The organism is Exiguobacterium sp. R-39, from assembly GCF_049942815.1.
In the GTDB taxonomy this organism is placed as follows: domain Bacteria; phylum Bacillota; class Bacilli; order Exiguobacteriales; family Exiguobacteriaceae; genus Exiguobacterium_A.
The window spans coordinates 1-19825 of record NZ_CP187965.1; the positions used below are offsets into that span (position 1 = coordinate 1).

The 19825-nt window shown below is 48.6% G+C and carries 11 protein-coding genes and 3 rRNA genes; 13 read left to right on the plus strand and 1 reads right to left on the minus strand.

The features are described from left to right. From dnaA to guaB, 11 genes are all read left to right on the plus strand, one after another. Entirely contained in the window at positions 1–1395 is a 1395-nt protein-coding gene (gene dnaA / locus ACP26N_RS00005; protein WP_114596780.1) for a chromosomal replication initiator protein DnaA, read from the plus strand. Positions 1396–1581: 186 nt separating this feature from the next. After that, on the plus strand, positions 1582–2715 hold the full coding sequence (gene dnaN, locus ACP26N_RS00010) for a DNA polymerase III subunit beta (protein WP_012368916.1): 1134 nt from the start codon (positions 1582–1584) through the stop codon (positions 2713–2715). A gap of 140 nt (positions 2716–2855) precedes the next feature. After that, the gene (yaaA, locus tag ACP26N_RS00015; protein WP_012368917.1) at positions 2856–3077 is read left to right on the plus strand and encodes a S4 domain-containing protein YaaA; all 222 of its coding nucleotides are present in this window, start codon (positions 2856–2858) and stop codon (positions 3075–3077) included. 1 nt (position 3078) lies between these two features. Continuing rightward, the gene (gene recF, locus ACP26N_RS00020; protein ID WP_426354381.1) at positions 3079–4233 is read left to right on the plus strand and encodes a DNA replication/repair protein RecF; all 1155 of its coding nucleotides are present in this window, start codon (positions 3079–3081) and stop codon (positions 4231–4233) included. A gap of 10 nt (positions 4234–4243) precedes the next feature. Then, the gene (gene gyrB, locus ACP26N_RS00025; RefSeq protein ID WP_200868725.1) at positions 4244–6157 is read left to right on the plus strand and encodes a DNA topoisomerase (ATP-hydrolyzing) subunit B; all 1914 of its coding nucleotides are present in this window, start codon (positions 4244–4246) and stop codon (positions 6155–6157) included. Positions 6158–6184: 27 nt separating this feature from the next. Next, positions 6185–8845, plus strand: a complete 2661-nt coding sequence (gyrA, locus tag ACP26N_RS00030) for a DNA gyrase subunit A (RefSeq protein ID WP_426354383.1) — start codon at positions 6185–6187, stop codon at positions 8843–8845. Positions 8846–8940: 95 nt separating this feature from the next. Beyond that, complete coding sequence (locus tag ACP26N_RS00035) at positions 8941–9987, plus strand: HD-GYP domain-containing protein (RefSeq protein WP_426354385.1); 1047 nt, start codon at positions 8941–8943, stop codon at positions 9985–9987. 359 nt (positions 9988–10346) lie between these two features. After that, positions 10347–11908 (plus strand): 16S ribosomal RNA (locus tag ACP26N_RS00040). 166 nt (positions 11909–12074) lie between these two features. Then, a 23S ribosomal RNA gene (locus ACP26N_RS00045) occupies positions 12075–14989 on the plus strand. Positions 14990–15036: 47 nt separating this feature from the next. Further along, a 5S ribosomal RNA gene (rrf, locus tag ACP26N_RS00050) occupies positions 15037–15152 on the plus strand. Together the 16S, 23S and 5S rRNA genes form the textbook arrangement of a ribosomal RNA operon. Before the next feature lie 155 nt (positions 15153–15307). Beyond that, positions 15308–16774, plus strand: coding sequence for an IMP dehydrogenase (gene guaB / locus ACP26N_RS00055; RefSeq protein WP_012368922.1), 1467 nt, complete (start codon positions 15308–15310; stop codon positions 16772–16774). Positions 16775–16835: 61 nt separating this feature from the next. Here the strand turns inward: guaB and ACP26N_RS00060 are convergent, their stop codons facing one another. Then, positions 16836–18230, minus strand: a complete 1395-nt coding sequence (locus tag ACP26N_RS00060) for a PLP-dependent aminotransferase family protein (protein ID WP_131973721.1) — start codon at positions 18228–18230, stop codon at positions 16836–16838. A 129-nt stretch (positions 18231–18359) separates the two neighbouring features. Between ACP26N_RS00060 and pdxS the strand changes: the two genes are divergently transcribed. Continuing rightward, positions 18360–19247 carry a pyridoxal 5'-phosphate synthase lyase subunit PdxS gene (gene pdxS / locus ACP26N_RS00065; protein WP_188005395.1) on the plus strand — a complete coding sequence of 296 codons (888 nt, stop codon included), beginning with the start codon at positions 18360–18362 and terminating at the stop codon, positions 19245–19247. Beyond that, positions 19241–19819: a pyridoxal 5'-phosphate synthase glutaminase subunit PdxT gene (gene pdxT / locus ACP26N_RS00070; protein WP_131973723.1), complete on the plus strand. Its 579-nt coding sequence runs from the start codon at positions 19241–19243 to the stop codon at positions 19817–19819. Before pdxS ends, pdxT begins: the two co-directional genes overlap by 7 nt. Positions 19820–19825: the final 6 nt, after the last annotated feature.

Sequence of the window (19825 nt, forward strand, 5' to 3'; positions counted from 1 at the left end):
ATGAAAAACGCTGCCGAACTTTGGCACAATGTATTATCTGTAATCGAGGAAGAACAACGTACCCCAAAAGCGAGTTACGACATGTGGTTAAAGTCTACCGAAGGGGTCACGCTCAACGGCACGACGTTAATCGTCTCGGCACCAGCCGCATTTACCGTCACCTGGTTGGAACGTCAGTACTTATCTCTATTAGAAGATACCGTCGAAGAAGTGACAGGAAGCCGGCTTGATATTCAGTTCATCGAGGAAGGTCAAGCAAAACATATGCTCGATCGTCAAAATGAGGAAGAAGAAGTGATCGAAGTCGCACCGGCGAAGACTAAAACACAAAAGGCCCGTAAGTCCTCTGATGAACTGGTCATGAGTGAACTCGGACAGTTGAATGAAAAATATACGTTCGATACGTTTGTCATCGGATCAGGTAATCGTTTTGCACACGCTGCTTCGTTAGCTGTAGCGGAAGCCCCGGCTAAAGCGTACAATCCGCTTTTCATCTATGGTGGCGTCGGACTGGGGAAAACGCACTTGATGCATGCGATTGGTCAATATGTTCAGGACCAGAAGCTGGGGACAAAAATCGCGTACGTTTCCTCTGAACAGTTTACGAACGACTTCATCAACTCCATTCGGGATAATAAAACGGTTCAGTTCCGCAATAAATATCGCAACATCGATGTTCTATTAATCGATGATATTCAGTTTCTTGCCGGAAAAGAGCAGACGCAGGAAGAGTTTTTCCACACGTTTAATGCCTTGCATAACGATCAGAAACAAATCATCATCTCGAGTGACCGTCCACCTAAAGAAATTCCGACGCTTGAAGACCGGTTGCGTTCCCGTTTCGAGTGGGGTTTGATTACAGACATCACACCACCGGATCTCGAAACACGAATTGCGATTCTTCGTAAAAAAGCGAATGCGGAACAACTGGATGTTTCCAATGAAGTTATGCTCTATATCGCGAGCCAGATCGATACGAACATTCGGGAACTCGAAGGGGCCTTAACCCGCGTCATTGCCTACGCCAACCTGGTCGGACGCACCATTGATCCGAATGTTGCCGCTGAAGCATTGCATAATATCATGCCTGCGAGTGAACCACGGAAAGTCACGATTCGTGATATTCAGGAATCGGTCAGTAAACACTTTAATCTGCCGTTTGATGACTTAAAAGCTAAAAAACGGACGAAGTCGATTGCTTTCCCCCGGCAGATTGCCATGTACCTGTCGCGGGAGATGACAGAAAGCTCATTGCCGAAGATTGGTGAGGAGTTTGGGGGACGTGATCACACGACTGTCATTCATGCACACGAAAAAATCAGTACACTTGTCAAATCGGATGGAGAAACGGGAAAAGTCATCGAACAAATCAAGCATGAATTGAAACATTCGTAAACCTGTGGATAAGCTGTGGATAAAAGAGGCTAGTTATCCACAAGTTATCCACACGCGTTTTGGCTCTATACCAAGTTATCCACCGACTTATCCACACTATCCACAGCCCCTAATACTATTATTAAAAAAATATATTATTATGTTATGATGATGTAACGCCCATTTTGAGAGGAGCTTAACGACAATATGCATATTACAATTCAACGGGATACTTTAATCCAAGCAATTCAAGATGTAGCAAAAGCTGTTTCATCCCGGACAACGATTCCGATCTTAACGGGAATCAAACTCGAAGCCCACGGAGACGGTATGACGCTGACAGGAAGCGATACGGAAATCTCAATCGAACGGACCATCTATGCAGAAGAGAACGGTACTTCCTATGTCACGGTCCATCGTGCAGGCAGTGTCGTCTTGAATGCCCGCTTCTTTGGGGATATCGTTAAGAAGTTACCCACAGATGAAGTGATCCTTGAAGTTTCACCAAACTTCATGACACGGATTCAATCGGGTACGGCAGAATTTCATCTGAACGGACTTGATCCTGATGAATTCCCGCGCTTACCGCAAGTCGACGGCGGACAACAGTTCCGTTTACCGGCTGATTTGTTACGGTCAATGATCCGTCAAACGAGTTTTGCCGTTGCTGTACAGGAAACACGTCCTGTATTGACGGGTGTTAACTTCTCGGCGGACAAGGACATCCTGACATGCGTCTCGACAGACAGTCACCGACTGGCGTTACGACGGGCACAATTTGAGACGGACAACGAGATTTCGTTCCAAAACGTCATCGTACCTGGAAAAAGCTTAAACGAATTATCTAAATTACTTAGTGATGGTCACGTCGACATTACGATTACGAATCAACAGATCCTGTTTAAGATGAAACACGTCTTATTCTTCTCGCGTCTGCTTGACGGCAACTATCCGGATACATCCCGTTTGATTCCGGAAGAGTACCGCACGGCAGTCCGCATGAATGCGAAGGAATTACTTCAAGCAATCGACCGTGCGTCACTGCTTGCACGGGAAGACCGCAACAACGTCATCAAGTTCGCAGCAGAAGGCACGACGGCAGTCGAAATTTCTTCGCACTCACCGGAAGTCGGTAAAGTGTCGGAACAAGTCAGTATCTTATCGCTTGAAGGAGAAGAACTGAAAATCTCGTTCAACTCGAAATATATGATGGATGCGTTAAAGGCACTCGATGCGACGGATATCGAAATCCAGTTCACCGGTTCGATCCGACCGTTCATCCTGCATCCGGTTGACCAAGACAACGTCCTGCAACTGATTCTTCCTGTTCGAACAGCATGATTCATACCCAAGGAACCTTCTAAGTTCCTTGGGCTTTTTTTGAAATCCGTATATACGTTCGTTCATTTTGCCAAATCGTAAGTTTTTTAGTACAATAAAGAGTACGTCATTTATAATATGTAGGTAGGAGGAGTCAAACCATGAATCAAATCAAGATTTCAACAGAATATGTCACATTAGGTCAGTTCCTGAAACTTTCTGATATCATCTCGAGCGGTGGACAAGCTAAACCGTTCCTCGCCGAGGTACCCATTCTTGTCAACGGTGAAGTCGATCAGCGACGCGGTCGTAAATTACGGGATGGAGATGTGATTGACGTAGAAGATTACGGTCAGTTCATCATTAAGAACGAGGGAAACTAACGTGCGACTAGATTCGGTCCGGCTCAGTCACTATCGCAACTATGAGTCGTTGGAATTATCTTTTTCAGAAAAGACGAATGTGCTGATTGGGGAGAATGCGCAAGGGAAGACGAATCTCCTGGAAGCCATTTATGTTCTTGCCCTTGCGAAGTCTCACCGGACGACGCATGACAAAGAATTGATCCAGTGGGATGCCGAGACAGCTCGTGTCGAAGGACGGATTCATAAAAGAAGAGGATCTCACTCGCAGGAAATCGCGATTTCGAGTCGCGGTAAAAAAGCGAAGCTGAATCATCTCGAACAGCGCCGGCTCAGTGATTATGTCGGTGCGTTGAATATCGTGCTGTTTGCACCAGAAGACTTACACATCGTCAAAGGCAGTCCACAAATCAGACGTCGCTTTTTGGATATGGAAATTGGTCAGGTCAGTCCGGTCTATCTACATGAACTCAGTCAGTATTTAAAAGTTCTCAAACAGCGGAATGCATTGCTGAAACAGTTATCGATCAAAGGTGGAGATGAGACGTTCCTCGATGTCTTGACGGAGCAGATGATTACGCTTGCCGTTAAAATCGTTCAGCGCCGTCATCACTTCATTGCCCAGCTGGAAAAGTGGGCACGTCCGATTCATGAAGGAATCAGTCGTGGACAGGAACAGCTCGTCCTTATTTACCGTTCGGATACATTTAGCAATGATTTGCTCGATGTTGAAGGAATGACTGCTTCTTACGTGCAGAAGTTTGGTAAAATAAAGACAAACGAAATCCGAAGAGGTGTGACCCTGTTCGGTCCGCATCGGGATGACTTCGAAATGGAAGTCAACGGTCGGAATGTCCAGACCTATGGTTCACAAGGACAACAACGGACAGCAGCACTCTCTTTGAAATTAGCAGAGATTGAATTGATTCATGAAGAAGTGGGGGAATATCCGTTGCTACTTCTCGACGATGTCTTATCCGAGCTCGATGATCATCGTCAAACCCATTTGCTCGATACGATGCAACAAAAAGTGCAAACCATTCTGACGACCACGAGTGTCGATGGAATCGCACATGAAACGATCAAACAGGCGAAGTTGTTCCACGTGAAACAGGGGGCCGTCATTTTGGAAGAGACATCATACAAAGAAATAGTAGGTGAGAAAACCGATGAGTAATCATGAAGATATGGAATTAGAACAAGGGTACGGTGCCGATCAGATTCAGGTGCTTGAAGGTCTAGAAGCCGTTCGGAAACGTCCGGGTATGTATATCGGATCGACTGCATCGAAGGGGCTTCACCATTTAGTATGGGAAATCGTCGATAACTCGATCGATGAAGCACTTGCAGGGTATTGCGATACGATCAAAGTTACGATTGAACCGGGTAATTCGATTTTGGTTGAAGATAACGGACGGGGAATTCCGGTCGATATCCAGGAAAAAATGGGACGTCCGGCAGTCGAAGTCATCCTGACAGTCCTTCACGCCGGCGGTAAATTCGGCGGCGGCGGATACAAAGTATCTGGTGGTCTTCACGGTGTTGGGGCATCTGTCGTTAACGCACTCTCGACGAAACTTGAAGTTTTCGTCAAACGGAATGAAAAACTGTATTACCAGGCGTATCACCGCGGTGTACCTGCTGCGGATTTAGAGATTATCGGTACGTCGGAAGAAACCGGGACGATGATTCGTTTCTTCCCGGATGATGAGATCTTCCAGGAAACACTCGAATATGATTATGATTTGCTTGCGACACGACTTCGTGAGCTGGCATTCTTAAATAAAGGACTGACGATCGAGATTACGGATGATCGTGCGGACGAACCGATTACGCGCAGTTTCCATTACGAGGGCGGAATCAAGTCGTACGTCGAGCATTTAAACCGTTCGAAGGAAGTCGTCCACGAAGAACCGGTGTATGTTCACGGTAACCGGGACGGGATTGAAGTTGAAGTGGCATTGCAATATAACGATGGTTTTGCAGCCAACATCTACTCGTTCACGAACAATATCCCGACACATGAAGGTGGAACACACGAAACCGGTTTTAAAACGGCTTTGACACGTGTCATCAATGATTACGCGAAAAAATTCGGTCTGATGAAAGAAGCCGACGGTACGTTGTCCGGGGAAGATGTGCGTGAAGGGATGACGGCAATCGTCTCGATCAAACACCCGAATCCACAGTTCGAAGGACAGACGAAAACGAAACTTGGGAACTCGGATGCACGGACGGCAACGGATACGTTGTTCTCGTCTGCGTTTGAACAGTTCATGATGGAGAACCCGACAAGTGCCCGTGCAATCGTCGAAAAAGGAATGATGGCGTCCCGTGCCCGGATGGCTGCGAAACGTGCCCGTGAATTAACACGACGCAAAGGAGTCCTTGAAGTGAGTTCACTTCCAGGAAAGCTTGCCGACTGTTCATCACGTGATGCGACGATTTCCGAAATCTACATCGTTGAGGGTGACTCGGCGGGTGGTTCAGCGAAATCTGGACGTGATCGTCATTTCCAAGCCATCTTACCGATCCGAGGTAAGATCTTGAACGTCGAAAAAGCACGCCTTGATAAGATTCTCGGCAGTAACGAAATCCGGACGATCATTACGGCGCTCGGAACAAGTATCGGTTCTGAATTCAATATCGAAAAAGCCCGGTATCACAAAGTCATCATCATGACCGATGCCGACGTCGATGGTGCCCACATCCGGACACTGTTATTGACATTCTTCTACCGTTACATGCGTCCGCTTGTCGAGCACGGCTATGTCTATATTGCGCAACCGCCGCTTTACGGAATCAAACAAGGGAAGAACATCACGTACGTTCACAACGAACGTGAGTTGAACGAAGCATTAGCAGCACTTCCGGAAAACGCACGATACGACATTCAGCGTTACAAAGGTCTCGGTGAGATGGATCCGGAGCAACTGTGGGAAACCACGATGGATCCGAGTGGTCGTCAAATGCTGCGTGTCGAATTACAGGACGCGATCGAAGCAGATGAGGTCTTTGACATTTTGATGGGAGACCAGGTAGAACCACGTCGTGACTTTATCCAGTCGCACGCCCACTATGTGAAGAACTTGGATATTTAACGTTGAATAGAGAGGGTGGCCATACGAATGTCCGATCAACAAGGGATCATTAAAGATATCAACATCAGTCAAGAAATGCGTACATCCTTCATGGATTATGCGATGAGCGTTATCGTCGCACGTGCTTTACCGGATGTCCGTGACGGTTTAAAACCGGGTCATCGTCGTATTTTATATGCGATGAATGACCTTGGTATCCGCGCGGATAAACCGCATAAGAAGTCTGCCCGTATCGTCGGTGAAGTCATCGGTAAGTATCACCCGCACGGTGATTCTGCTGTTTACGACACGATGGTTCGGATGGCGCAGGACTTCAGTTACCGGTATGAACTCGTCGATGGTCACGGAAACTTTGGTTCTGTCGACGGCGATTCAGCCGCTGCCATGCGATATACGGAAGCCCGTATGTCAAAAATCGCGATGGAAATCATTCGCGATATCAATAAAAATACCGTCAATTTCAAAGATAACTACGATGGATCGGAACGGGAACCGGAAGTGTTACCATCCCGCTTCCCGAACTTACTCGTCAACGGTTCGAGCGGGATTGCGGTCGGGATGGCGACGAACATTCCGCCTCACCAACTCGGTGAAGTCATCGATGGTGTCCTTGCCTTGTCGCATAATCCGGACATCACGATTTCCGAACTGATGCAGCATATTCCAGGACCAGATTTCCCGACAGCCGGTGAGATCCTGGGACGCAGCGGAATCCGACGTGCTTATGAAACCGGACGCGGATCGATCATCGTTCGGGCAAAAGCCGAAATCGAGCAGACGAAAAAAGATCGTGAACGGATCATCGTGACGGAGTTGCCGTACCAGGTCAACAAAGCCCGTCTCGTTGAAAAGATTGCCGATCTCGTCCGTGAGAAGAAAATCGAAGGTATCACTGATTTACGTGATGAATCCGATCGCCGCGGTATGCGTATCGTCATGGAGATTCGCCGTGATGCCAACGCGAGTGTCATTCTTAACAACCTCTATAAACAAACGTCGATGCAGACGACATTTGGTGTGAACATGCTGGCAATCGTCAGTGGCCGTCCGCGTACATTGACGCTGAAAGAAATGTTGTATCACTATCTCGAGCACCAAAAAGAAATCGTCCGTCGCCGGACGCAGTTTGATCTCGAGAAAGCAGAAGCACGGGAACACCTCTTAGCTGGTTTACGGATTGCCCTTGATCATCTCGATGAAGTCATCAAGATCATCCGTGCGAACCGGACAGCGGATGCTGCCCGGGAACAGTTGATGGACCGGTTTGCTTTATCCGAGAAACAATCGCAGGCGATTCTTGATATGCGTCTGCAACGGTTAACGGGACTTGAGCGTGAGAAGATTGATGCGGAGTATGACGAAATCATGCAATTGATTACGGAACTTAAAACAATCCTCGAAAGCGATGAAGTTTTGCTTGAATTAATCCGGACAGAACTCGAAGAAGTGAAAGAACGCTTCAACGATCAACGCCGGACTGAAATTCGGATGGACCACATCGAATTCGAAGATGAAGATTTGATTCCGGAAAAAGATATCATCATTACGTTGACGAGCAGCGGCTACATCAAACGTTTGACGACGGATTCGTACCGCGCGCAGCGCCGCGGCGGACGTGGTGTCCAAGGAATTGGCACGAACGATACGGATTATGTAACCCGTCTGTTGTCGTGTTCGACACATGATACGATTCTCTTCTTTACGAATCGTGGAAAAGTCTACCGGATTCGCGGGTATGAAGTACCGGAGATGAGCCGGACTTCGAAAGGTGTACCAATCATCAACTTGATTCAAATCGAACGCGATGAGAAGGTCGAAACGATGATTCCGGTCAACTTCAAACGTTACCTTGAAGAACAAGAGGCAGCGGAAGCGACTGAGAACATCATTGATGTCGAAGTCACTTCGGAAGAGGCACCGGACAGTCTTGAAGAACCGGAAGAATCACTCGATGCAGAAGAAGTGATGCAGGATGAACAGAAATCGTTGATCTTTATGACGCGCAAAGGTCGGGTCAAACGTTCACCGTTATCTGCTTACGCCCGGATCAATAAAAATGGATTGATTGCGATTCGTCTGTTTGAAGATGATGAATTGACATCGGTTCGTCTTGCTTCGACGGAAGATGAGGTCTTTACTGTCTCCAATACCGGAAAAGCGATCCGCTTCCCAATTACGAACGTTCGCTCAATGGGACGTGGTGCTCGAGGCGTCAAAGCGATGAACTTATCGGCAGACGCTATCGTCATCGGAATGGAACTGGCCCGTGATGAGCAGGATGTACTCGTCATTACGGAAAAAGGTTTCGGGAAACGGACACCAATGACAGAGTTCCGCACCCAGTCACGTGGTGGTAAAGGATTGATTGCCAGTAAAGTGACAGACCGTGTCGGACAAATTGTTGCGCTCCGGATTGTTGATGTCGATGATGACATCATGATCATGACGGAAAGCGGCATCGTCATTCGGACCGATTCACAAAACATCTCAAGTGTCGGACGTAATGCACAAGGGGTCAAAGTGATTCGAATCGAAGAAGGCGATCGTGTCGCGACAGTTGCAAAACTGAAAAAAGAAGATGCTGTCGAGGAAGAAAATGCTGTATTAGAAGAAGGCGAAACGAGTTTGGAAGAACAGACCGTTTCAACTTCTGAGATGAACAGCGATGCTGAGCCGACAGAAGAATAAAACGAAGTAGGACGATGTACAGCAGAGTGGGGACAATCTTGTCTTTACTCTGCTGTTTTTCTAAAAAATCACTCAAGGGAAGGAACGAGACAACGATGCGCGTGGCAAGTGAGCGACTTATTCTTGGTGACCGGATAACCGAGTCTCTGTTTTTACATACGGATATTCCAATCGTTGAAGCTGGAAAAAAGATTGGAACAGATGAGTTACGACGAATCAAACGATTTTTGATTAAAGAAGTAGATATCGAGGAACGGCCTGAAGGGATGATGGAAGCATCGATGACCGATCAGGAACTGGAAGAGATAGAAGAAGACAGTCTATTTGATCCGTTGATTGAAACCTACAATCAGGTATTCACTTCCTGGGAGCAAGGATTAGTTCCAAATGTCTATGATGCGTTGAGATGGGTGAAGGAATCCATGCCGGATCTGGTGCGACGGGAAGATATCTTACCGTACTTCCTGGAGCGAGGAACAGAAGCGTACACCGTGCGACATGCAATTTACCGGGGAGCGATTGCTCAATTGCTTGCGGAAGCAGCCGGAAAAGAGCGCAAGATGATTCATGATTTATGGGTGGCGTCCTATTTTGCGGACTGTGGATTGGCCCGTATCATGGAATGGCGTCACACAAAGCGGTATGAAGCGATGCAACAAGAAATCTTTCACCGTCATCCTGCGATGGCGTTCCAAGCTTTACAAAAAGAGAACATCATCTCCGATACAGTGAAACGGATGATCGTTCAACATCATGAGCGGCTGGACGGTTCCGGATATCCTTTGAAAGTCAAAGGGGATAAAATCATGGATCATACGAGACTGTTCATCGTAGCGGATGTCTTTGCAGCCATGACCAGTTGGCGCCCATACCGTGAAACTTATAAGGTCTATGATGCGTACTGTCATTTAAAAGCGCGACCTATGCAGTACGATTCGAAGTATGTCATGCTTCTTGGACAGTTATTATTACCGATAGAATCAGGTGATCGCGTCTTGATGAGTAACGGGAAGATTGCAACGGTCCTCCGAAAAAACAGTGTATTTGACCGCCCGGTGATTACGTATGAAGAACATAATCAGCGTATTGTTAAAGACTTGATGGAGGAACGGCAACTGAATATCATTCAGCTTATGGATTAAAGACCAGCATCATGTGTACTATATATAGAAGAAACGCTCTCTTTTTCGTCATAAATTCGATGGAAAAAAGAGTTTTTCTTTTTTATAAAAAAACACTTGTACAATAATAAATCCCATGGTATATTATTTCTTGTCCTTAAGAGGACGAGCGCACTGCCGGAAACAAGAAAAAACTTCTTTCAAAAAGTTGTTGACTTATTGTTTCAGACTTGGTATTCTAATTGAGTCGCCAAAACAGGCGCGGACGAACTTTGAAAACTGAACGATGAGGCAAAAAACGTATCTTCGGATACAAACAATGAATGAAGCGCAAGCTTCGTCAACGTGACTCCGGTCACAACAACGAGCAAGTCAAACACTTTATGGAGAGTTTGATCCTGGCTCAGGACGAACGCTGGCGGCGTGCCTAATACATGCAAGTCGAGCGCAGGAAGCTCACGGAACTCTTCGGAGGGAAGTGAAGGGAATGAGCGGCGGACGGGTGAGTAACACGTAAGGAACCTGCCCCAAGGATTGGGATAACTCCGAGAAATCGGAGCTAATACCGAATAGTTCTTCAGACCGCATGGTCTGATGATGAAAGGCGCTCCGGCGTCACCTTGGGATGGCCTTGCGGTGCATTAGCTAGTTGGTGGGGTAATGGCCCACCAAGGCGACGATGCATAGCCGACCTGAGAGGGTGATCGGCCACACTGGGACTGAGACACGGCCCAGACTCCTACGGGAGGCAGCAGTAGGGAATCTTCCACAATGGACGAAAGTCTGATGGAGCAACGCCGCGTGAGTGATGAAGGTTTTCGGATCGTAAAACTCTGTTGTAAGGGAAGAACAAGTACGAGAGGTAATGCTCGTACCTTGACGGTACCTTGCGAGAAAGCCACGGCTAACTACGTGCCAGCAGCCGCGGTAATACGTAGGTGGCAAGCGTTGTCCGGAATTATTGGGCGTAAAGCGCGCGCAGGCGGCCTTTTAAGTCTGATGTGAAAGCCCCCGGCTCAACCGGGGAGGGTCATTGGAAACTGGAAGGCTTGAGTACAGAAGAGAAGAGTGGAATTCCATGTGTAGCGGTGAAATGCGTAGAGATGTGGAGGAACACCAGTGGCGAAGGCGACTCTTTGGTCTGTAACTGACGCTGAGGCGCGAAAGCGTGGGGAGCAAACAGGATTAGATACCCTGGTAGTCCACGCCGTAAACGATGAGTGCTAGGTGTTGGGGGGTTTCCGCCCCTCAGTGCTGAAGCTAACGCATTAAGCACTCCGCCTGGGGAGTACGGCCGCAAGGCTGAAACTCAAAGGAATTGACGGGGACCCGCACAAGCGGTGGAGCATGTGGTTTAATTCGAAGCAACGCGAAGAACCTTACCAACTCTTGACATCCCCTTGACCGCTTGAGAGATCAAGTTTTCCCTTCGGGGACAAGGGTGACAGGTGGTGCATGGTTGTCGTCAGCTCGTGTCGTGAGATGTTGGGTTAAGTCCCGCAACGAGCGCAACCCCTATCCTTAGTTGCCAGCATTTAGTTGGGCACTCTAGGGAGACTGCCGGTGACAAACCGGAGGAAGGTGGGGATGACGTCAAATCATCATGCCCCTTATGAGTTGGGCTACACACGTGCTACAATGGACGGTACAAAGGGCAGCGAGACCGCGAGGTGGAGCCAATCCCAGAAAGCCGTTCCCAGTTCGGATTGCAGGCTGCAACTCGCCTGCATGAAGTCGGAATCGCTAGTAATCGCAGGTCAGCATACTGCGGTGAATACGTTCCCGGGTCTTGTACACACCGCCCGTCACACCACGAGAGTTTGCAACACCCGAAGCCGGTGAGGTAACCGCAAGGAGCCAGCCGTCGAAGGTGGGGTAGATGATTGGGGTGAAGTCGTAACAAGGTAGCCGTATCGGAAGGTGCGGCTGGATCACCTCCTTTCTAAGGAAAACGTCCCTTACGGGACATGCCCATCGTTCAGTTTTGAGAGCTCGTCTCTCCGTCTCGCAAGAGACACTCGCACCTTGAAAACTGAAGACATCAACAAGACATCAAATTTTTTATAACCATGTCATTAGACGTGTGTTCTTAGAATACCAAAATGCTAGATCAAGGTATGAAGGGCGTACGGTGGATGCCTTGGCACTAGGAGCCGATGAAGGACGCGACGAACAGCGATATGCTTCGGGGAGCAGTAAGTATGCTTTGATCCGAGGATTTCCGAATGGGGGAACCCACCATCCGTAATGGGATGGGACATGTTACATGAATACATAGTGTAGCGTGAGGCAGACCCGGGGAACTGAAACATCTAAGTACCCGGAGGAAGAGAAAGCAAATGCGATTCCCTGAGTAGCGGCGAGCGAAACGGGAACAGCCCAAACCGGAGAGCATGCTCTCCGGGGTTGTAGGACACTCTATACGGAGTCAAAAAGGAAGACAGTAGGTGAACGACCTGGAAAGGTCGGCCGAAGAAGGTGACAGCCCTGTAGCTGAAACTGTTTTCCCTCCAGAGTGGATCCTGAGTACGGCGGGACACGTGAAACCCCGTCGGAATCCGGGAGGACCATCTCCCAAGGCTAAATACTCCCTAGTGACCGATAGTGAACCAGTACCGTGAGGGAAAGGTGAAAAGCACCCCGGAAGGGGAGTGAAATAGATCCTGAAACCGTATGCCTACAAGTAGTCAGAGCCCGTTAATGGGTGATGGCGTGCCTTTTGTAGAATGAACCGGCGAGTTACGATAGCGCGCGAGGTTAAGCTGATGAGGCGGAGCCGTAGCGAAAGCGAGTCTGAATAGGGCGCCATAGTGCGTTGTCGTAGACCCGAAACCAGGTGATCTACCCATGTCCAGGATGAAGGTCAGGTAACACTGACTGGAGGTCCGAACCCACGCACGTTGAAAAGTGCGGGGATGAGGTGTGGGTAGCGGTGAAATGCCAATCGAACCTGGAGATAGCTGGTTCTCCCCGAAATAGCTTTAGGGCTAGCCTCGAGGTTGAGAGTTCCGGAGGTAGAGCACTGATTGGACTAGGGGCCCCCACAGGGTTACCGAATTCAGTTAAACTCCGAATGCCGGCAACTTATACTCGGGAGTCAGACTGCGAGTGATAAGATCCGTAGTCAAGAGGGAAACAGCCCAGACCGCCAGCTAAGGTCCCAAAGTGTATGTTAAGTGGAAAAGGATGTGGCGCTGCCTAGACAGCTAGGATGTTGGCTTAGAAGCAGCCACCATTCAAAGAGTGCGTAATAGCTCACTAGTCGAGTGGCGCCGCGCCGAAAATGTAACGGGGCTAAACATACCACCGAAGCTGCGGATTCCGTAAGGAATGGTAGGGGAGCGTTCCAAACCGCTGTGAAGCTGTACCGTAAGGAGCAGTGGAGCGTTTGGAAGTGAGAATGCCGGTGTGAGTAGCGAAAAGAGGGGTGAGAATCCCCTCCGTCGAAAGCCCAAGGTTTCCTGAGGAAGGCTCGTCCGCTCAGGGTTAGTCTGGACCTAAGCCGAGGCCGAAAGGCGTAGGCGATGGATAACAGGTTGATATTCCTGTACCACCGATCCACCGTTTGAACAATGGGGGGACGCAGGAGGATAGTGACGCATGCGGATGGAAGTGCATGTGTAAGTTTCGAGACCGTCTGATTGGCAAATCCGTCAGACATCAAAGTCGAGGAACGATGCGGAGTCCCGTAGGGACGAAGGTCACGATTTCACACTGCCAAGAAAAGCCTCTAGTGAGGTGGAAGGTGCCAGTACCGTAAACCGACACAGGTAGGCGGGATGAGAATTCTAAGACGCGCGGGATAACTCTCGTTAAGGAACTCGGCAAAATGGTCCCGTAACTTCGGGAGAAGGGACGCTCTACATGAGTAGAGCCGCAGTGAATAGGCCCAAACGACTGTTTAGCAAAAACACAGGTCTCTGCTAAATCGCAAGATGACGTATAGGGGCTGACGCCTGCCCGGTGCTGGAAGGTTAAGGGGATGGGTTAGCGCAAGCGAAGCTTTGAACCGAAGCCCCAGTAAACGGCGGCCGTAACTATAACGGTCCTAAGGTAGCGAAATTCCTTGTCGGGTAAGTTCCGACCCGCACGAAAGGCGTAACGATTTGGGCACTGTCTCAACGAGAGACCCGGTGAAATCATAGTACCTGTGAAGATGCAGGTTACCCGCGACAGGACGGAAAGACCCCATGGAGCTTTACTACAGCCTGATATTGAGGCTTTGTGCATGATGTACAGGATAGGCGGGAGACGTCGAGACCGGAGCGCCAGCTTCGGAGGAGTCACCCTTGGGATACCGCCCTTCATGCATAGAGTCTCTAACTCGCAGCCGTCATCCGGCTGGAGGACCGTGTCAGGCGGGTAGTTTGACTGGGGCGGTCGCCTCCTAAACAGTAACGGAGGCGCCCAAAGGTTCCCTCAGAATGGTTGGAAATCATTCGTAGAGCGCAAAGGCAGAAGGGAGCTTGACTGCGAGACCTACAAGTCGAGCAGGGACGAAAGTCGGGCTTAGTGATCCGGTGGTTCCGCATGGAAGGGCCATCGCTCAACGGATAAAAGCTACCCTGGGGATAACAGGCTGATCTCCCCCAAGAGTCCACATCGACGGGGAGGTTTGGCACCTCGATGTCGGCTCATCGCATCCTGGGGCTGGAGTAGGTCCCAAGGGTTGGGCTGTTCGCCCATTAAAGCGGTACGCGAGCTGGGTTCAGAACGTCGTGAGACAGTTCGGTCCCTATCCGTCGTGGGCGCAGGAAATTTGAGGAGAGCTGTCCTTAGTACGAGAGGACCGGGATGGACGCACCGCTGGTGTACCAGTTGTTCCGCCAGGAGCATCGCTGGGTAGCTACGTGCGGACGGGATAAATGCTGAAAGCATCTAAGCATGAAGCCCCCTCCAAGATGAGATTTCCCTTTGAGTAATCAAGAAAGACCCCTCAGAGACGATGAGGTAGATAGGTCACGGGTGGAAGCATGGCGACATGCGGAGCTGAGTGATACTAATCGGTCGAGGCCTTGTTCTAGCAGATGCATTGTTGATGACTTCAGTTTTGAGGGCGCGAGCCCGTCGTCTGGTGACGATAGCCAAGTGGTCACACCCGTTCCCATGCCGAACACGGAAGTTAAGCACTTGAACGCCGAAAGTAGTTGGGGGCTTCCCCCTGTGAGGATAGGACGTTGCCAGGCCAATAAAGGACCGATCTGCATTTTGCAGGTCGGTCTTTTTGTGTTATGTGAAACTTCTGATTGTTCTGATTATTGGTGGAGTCATTGACATGACACCTCTCGCTTGTTACCATAACATCAATATTCTTTTATAGAAGAGAAAGCGAGTGGATAACATGTGGGAGAACAAATTTGCTAAAGAAGGCTTGACGTTTGATGACGTCTTGCTCGTACCACGTCGTTCAAGTGTCTTACCGCGAGATGTTGATTTGTCAGTAACATTATGCGAAGGGATTACATTAAACATCCCTTTAATCAGTGCTGGAATGGATACTGTAACAGAAGCTCCAATGGCCATTGCAATGGCACGTCAAGGGGGTCTCGGCGTCATTCATAAGAATATGTCGATGGAAGATCAAGCCGAGCATGTGGATCGTGTTAAGCGTTCTGAGAATGGTGTCATTACAAATCCTTTTTATCTCACGCCAGAACGACAAGTCTATGATGCTGAATATTTGATGAGCAAATACCGAATTTCCGGTGTTCCGATCGTCAATAATGAAACGGAGCGTAAACTGGTCGGTATCTTAACGAATCGTGATCTTCGTTTCGTAAAAGATTACTCTACCGTCATCGAAACCGTCATGACGACAGAAGAACTGGTTACAGCAAAAGTCGGTACTTCTTTAGAAGAAGCAGAACAGATTCTCCACAAACATCGGATTGAAAAATTGCCACTCGTTGATGAGAACGGTGTTTTAAAAGGATTGATTACAACAAAGGATATTGAAAAAGTTGAGCAATATCCACATGCAGCAAAAGATTCATTTGGACGTCTGCTCGTTGCAGCAGCTGTCGGTGTCACAAAAGATGCATCGGTTCGTGCCAAGTTCCTCGTAGATGCAGGAGTTGACGCATTGGTCGTCGATACGGCGCACGGTCACTCAGAAGGGGTTCTCGTGAAGGTACGTGAACTTCGTGATGAATATCCGAACTTGCCAATCATCGCAGGAAACGTGGCGACAGCTGAAGCGACACGTGATTTGATTGAAGCAGGTGCTTCAGTCATCAAAGTCGGAATCGGACCGGGATCAATTTGTACGACACGTGTCGTTGCAGGAGTCGGGGTTCCGCAAATTACAGCTGTCTTTGATTGTGCGACAGAAGCCCGCAAGCACGGTGTCTCGATTATCGCCGATGGTGGAATCAAGTATTCAGGGGATATCGTCAAAGCACTCGCAGCAGGTGGTCATGCTGTCATGTTGGGTAGCTTGCTTGCTGGTGTAGAGGAAAGTCCGGGAGAAATGGAAATTTACCAAGGTCGTCAATTCAAGACGTATCGTGGTATGGGATCGGAAGCTTCAATGAAGCGCGGTAGCCAAGATCGTTATTTCCAAGAAGCCGACAAGAAGTTTGTTCCAGAAGGAATCGAAGGTCGTGTGGCATATCGTGGTAAACTGGGTGACTCTGTTTATCAACTCGTTGGAGGCATTCGTTCAGGAATGGGATACTGTGGTTCTGCTTCACTTGAAGAATTACGTGAAGAAACACAGTTTATCCGGATGACAGGTGCAGGTTTACAGGAAAGCCATCCTCACGACATTCAAATTACAAAAGAAGCTTCAAACTATACGCGTCAATAATTCAAAACCCTGCGGCCAATGAAGGTCGCAGGGTTTTTTGTGGATAACCTTGTGGATAAACTTACTGTAACTGCCAAGCTGAAACGAGCTCAGTAAGCCCTTGATTCAACTGTTGTTCTGTCAGACTTGCAAATCCGAGAACAATCTGTGGATGAACTGTGGATAACGGAAGTTGGGCATAATCTGATAAACCATACACTTGAATGGAAGATTCATTCGCCCGTCGCAGTAACTCCTGTTCGTCCATTCCGTTTGAGACGGAAAGGACGATATGAAGGCCGGCGCTTTCCCCCGTCAATCGCAGAAACGGAACATCCCGGAGAGCGTGAACGACGACATCGAGTTTCCGACGGTAGATTTTTCGCATCCGGTTCAAATGTTTCTCAAAGTCGCCTTCTTTCATGAAGCGTGTCAAAATCGTTTGATCAAATCGGGAGACACTGCACGTGTAGTACGGAAATTCAGTTTGATATCGTTCTAGTAAAGGGCGGGGCAGCACCATATATCCGATTCGAAGGGACGGCATTAACGATTTTGAAAATGTACTCAGGTAAATCACCCGCTCACTGTCCATACTGTGCAAGGAAGGAATTGATTTTCCACTGTATCGGAATTCACTGTCATAATCATCTTCAATGATATAACGGCTATCCGATTCAGCTGCCCAGTTTAGCAGCTGCCGGCGTCGATTGACAGACAGAATACTGCCGGACGGAAACTGGTGGGCTGGTGTCACATACATCACATCGGCTGGACTTTGAATCAGAGAATGAATCGTTAAACCGTTTTGGTCGACAGGAATCGGAATGGTCTTTCGTTCATGACTTTCAAGGATTAAGCGTGTCGCATGATACCCTGGATCTTCAATACCATAAGTCGTCGATTTTCCTAACAAAAAGATGATTTGCGGCAGAAGTTGTTCGACGCCGGAACCAATGATGATCTGTTCTGGAGAACAGACGACCCCTCGTGAATGATAAAGATACGTCGCAATCTCAAGACGTAACGCTAAATCACCTTGCGGATGTCCGAGGGAGACGAGTGATTGATGTTGTTCATCGATGACATCCTTGGCATGTTTTCGCCAACGTGAAAAAGGAAAAGAGGAGCCGTCGATTTTACTTGGGTGAAAATCGTACCGCATGGTCGGTTTTTGATTTGTCCGTTGGCTTGTCGGCAAAGGTGTTGTTTTAACATACGCCAGCTCTTCATACGCTAAGACGAAGTAACCTTTCCGGGAAACGGATTCGACATATCCTTCTGCGACCAATTGTTGATAAGCCAGTTCAATGGTCGTCTGGCTGAGATTTAAAAACTGGCCAAGCTTTCGTTTTGACGGTAATTTCGTCCCGTAGGCCAGGCGTCCTTCAATGATTTCCTGACGTATTTGTTGATACAGCTGTTCATACAACGGACGGTTTCCCTCCCGTACTAACTCAAACGATAACATGTCCATAGATTGTCTCCTTTTCACTGACCTGGTTAATTCATCATAAACTGATACTTTTAAAATAGTCAACGAAGAATATACTAAAAAGTATCAGCGATTGGAAATACTATCAATGTCTAGGGGGAGTTCAAAATGATGGAGCGACAACAAGGATCAGATCGTGTCAAACGAGGGATGGCCGAAATGCAAAAGGGTGGTGTCATCATGGACGTCGTGAATGCGGAGCAGGCTAAAATCGCAGAAGCTGCCGGTGCGGTGGCAGTCATGGCACTTGAACGGGTACCATCGGACATCCGGCGTGACGGTGGAGTGGCCCGGATGGCTGATCCACTCATTACAGAAGACGTCTTGCAGGCCGTGTCGATTCCGGTGATGGCGAAATGCCGTATCGGACATATCGTGGAAGCACGGGTTCTTGAATCATTAGGTGTTGATTTTATCGATGAAAGTGAAGTCCTGACGCCGGCAGATGAAGAATATCATTTGTTGAAATCGGCGTTTACAGTCCCGTTTGTCTGTGGAGCACGTGATTTAGGGGAAGCAGCACGACGGATTGCAGAAGGAGCGGCCATGATCCGGACAAAAGGGGAACCGGGGACGGGCAATGTCGTGGAAGCTGTTCGTCATATGCGGAAGATTCAAGCGCAACTTCAGCAGATTCTTCATTCACAACCCGATGAATTGATGACACGCAGTAAAGAGTGGGGAGCCTCTTACGAAGTATTACAACAGATTCAAGCAGCAGGGCGTCTTCCCGTCGTCAATTTTGCAGCGGGTGGAATTGCGACGCCGGCCGATGCCGCCTTGATGATGCATCTCGGAGCCGATGGTGTGTTTGTCGGTTCTGGTATCTTTAAATCGGAACATCCGGAACGCGTGGCGAAAGCTATCGTCGAAGCCGTGACGTATAAAGATGATTTCGAACGGATTGCCCATCTTTCGAGAGGACTGGGCACAGCGATGAAAGGAATCGATGTGACGTCGATGCCGTTTGAAGAACGGATGGCACCACGCGGATGGTAATTGGTGTATTAGGTGTCCAAGGCGCGGTCCGGGAACATCAGGAGATGCTTCATACACTCGGAGTCAAAACGATGATCGTCAAGTCGGCTGCGGACTTGGACGGGATCGACGGTTTAATCTTACCGGGCGGGGAATCAACGACGATACGCCGGTTGATTGATCGCTATGGATTGCTCGATGTCTTGCGGCTTCAAATTGATACGTTACCGATGTTCGGTACATGTGCCGGAATGATTTTACTGGCAAGTGAATTGAGTGAAAGTCCTGCCCATTTACGAGCCATCCCGATGACAGTAAAGCGAAATGCGTTTGGGCGACAAGTCGACAGTTTTGAGACATCTTTGATTGTCGAAGGCGTAGGGCAGGATATCGAAGCTGTTTTCATCCGAGCTCCTTTTGTCGAACAGGTCGGAGAAGGCGTACGCGTCTTATCTACGCTGGGAACAGCGGCCGTTGCCGTCGAGACGGACCTCCATCTCGCCTGCTCCTTCCATCCGGAGTTAACGTCAGACCGACGTCTTCATGACTATTTCATTCAAAAAATCAGACAGCGTAATGCTGTTTCTGTTTGATCAAAA

Excerpts from the sequence above, each read along its gene's own strand:
- gyrB (WP_200868725.1), top strand. The coding sequence starts at position 4,244 with ATGGAATTAGAACAAGGGTACGGTGCCGATCAGATTCAGGTGCTTGAA.
- dnaN (WP_012368916.1), top strand. The coding sequence starts at position 1,582 with ATGCATATTACAATTCAACGGGATACTTTAATCCAAGCAATTCAAGAT.
- ACP26N_RS00060 (WP_131973721.1), bottom strand. The coding sequence starts at position 18,230 with ATGGACATGTTATCGTTTGAGTTAGTACGGGAGGGAAACCGTCCGTTG.
- dnaA (WP_114596780.1), top strand. The coding sequence starts at position 1 with ATGAAAAACGCTGCCGAACTTTGGCACAATGTATTATCTGTAATCGAG.
- yaaA (WP_012368917.1), top strand. The coding sequence starts at position 2,856 with ATGAATCAAATCAAGATTTCAACAGAATATGTCACATTAGGTCAGTTC.
- ACP26N_RS00035 (WP_426354385.1), top strand. The coding sequence starts at position 8,941 with ATGCGCGTGGCAAGTGAGCGACTTATTCTTGGTGACCGGATAACCGAG.
- pdxT (WP_131973723.1), top strand. The coding sequence starts at position 19,241 with ATGGTAATTGGTGTATTAGGTGTCCAAGGCGCGGTCCGGGAACATCAG.
- gyrA (WP_426354383.1), top strand. The coding sequence starts at position 6,185 with ATGTCCGATCAACAAGGGATCATTAAAGATATCAACATCAGTCAAGAA.
- pdxS (WP_188005395.1), top strand. The coding sequence starts at position 18,360 with ATGGAGCGACAACAAGGATCAGATCGTGTCAAACGAGGGATGGCCGAA.
- guaB (WP_012368922.1), top strand. The coding sequence starts at position 15,308 with ATGTGGGAGAACAAATTTGCTAAAGAAGGCTTGACGTTTGATGACGTC.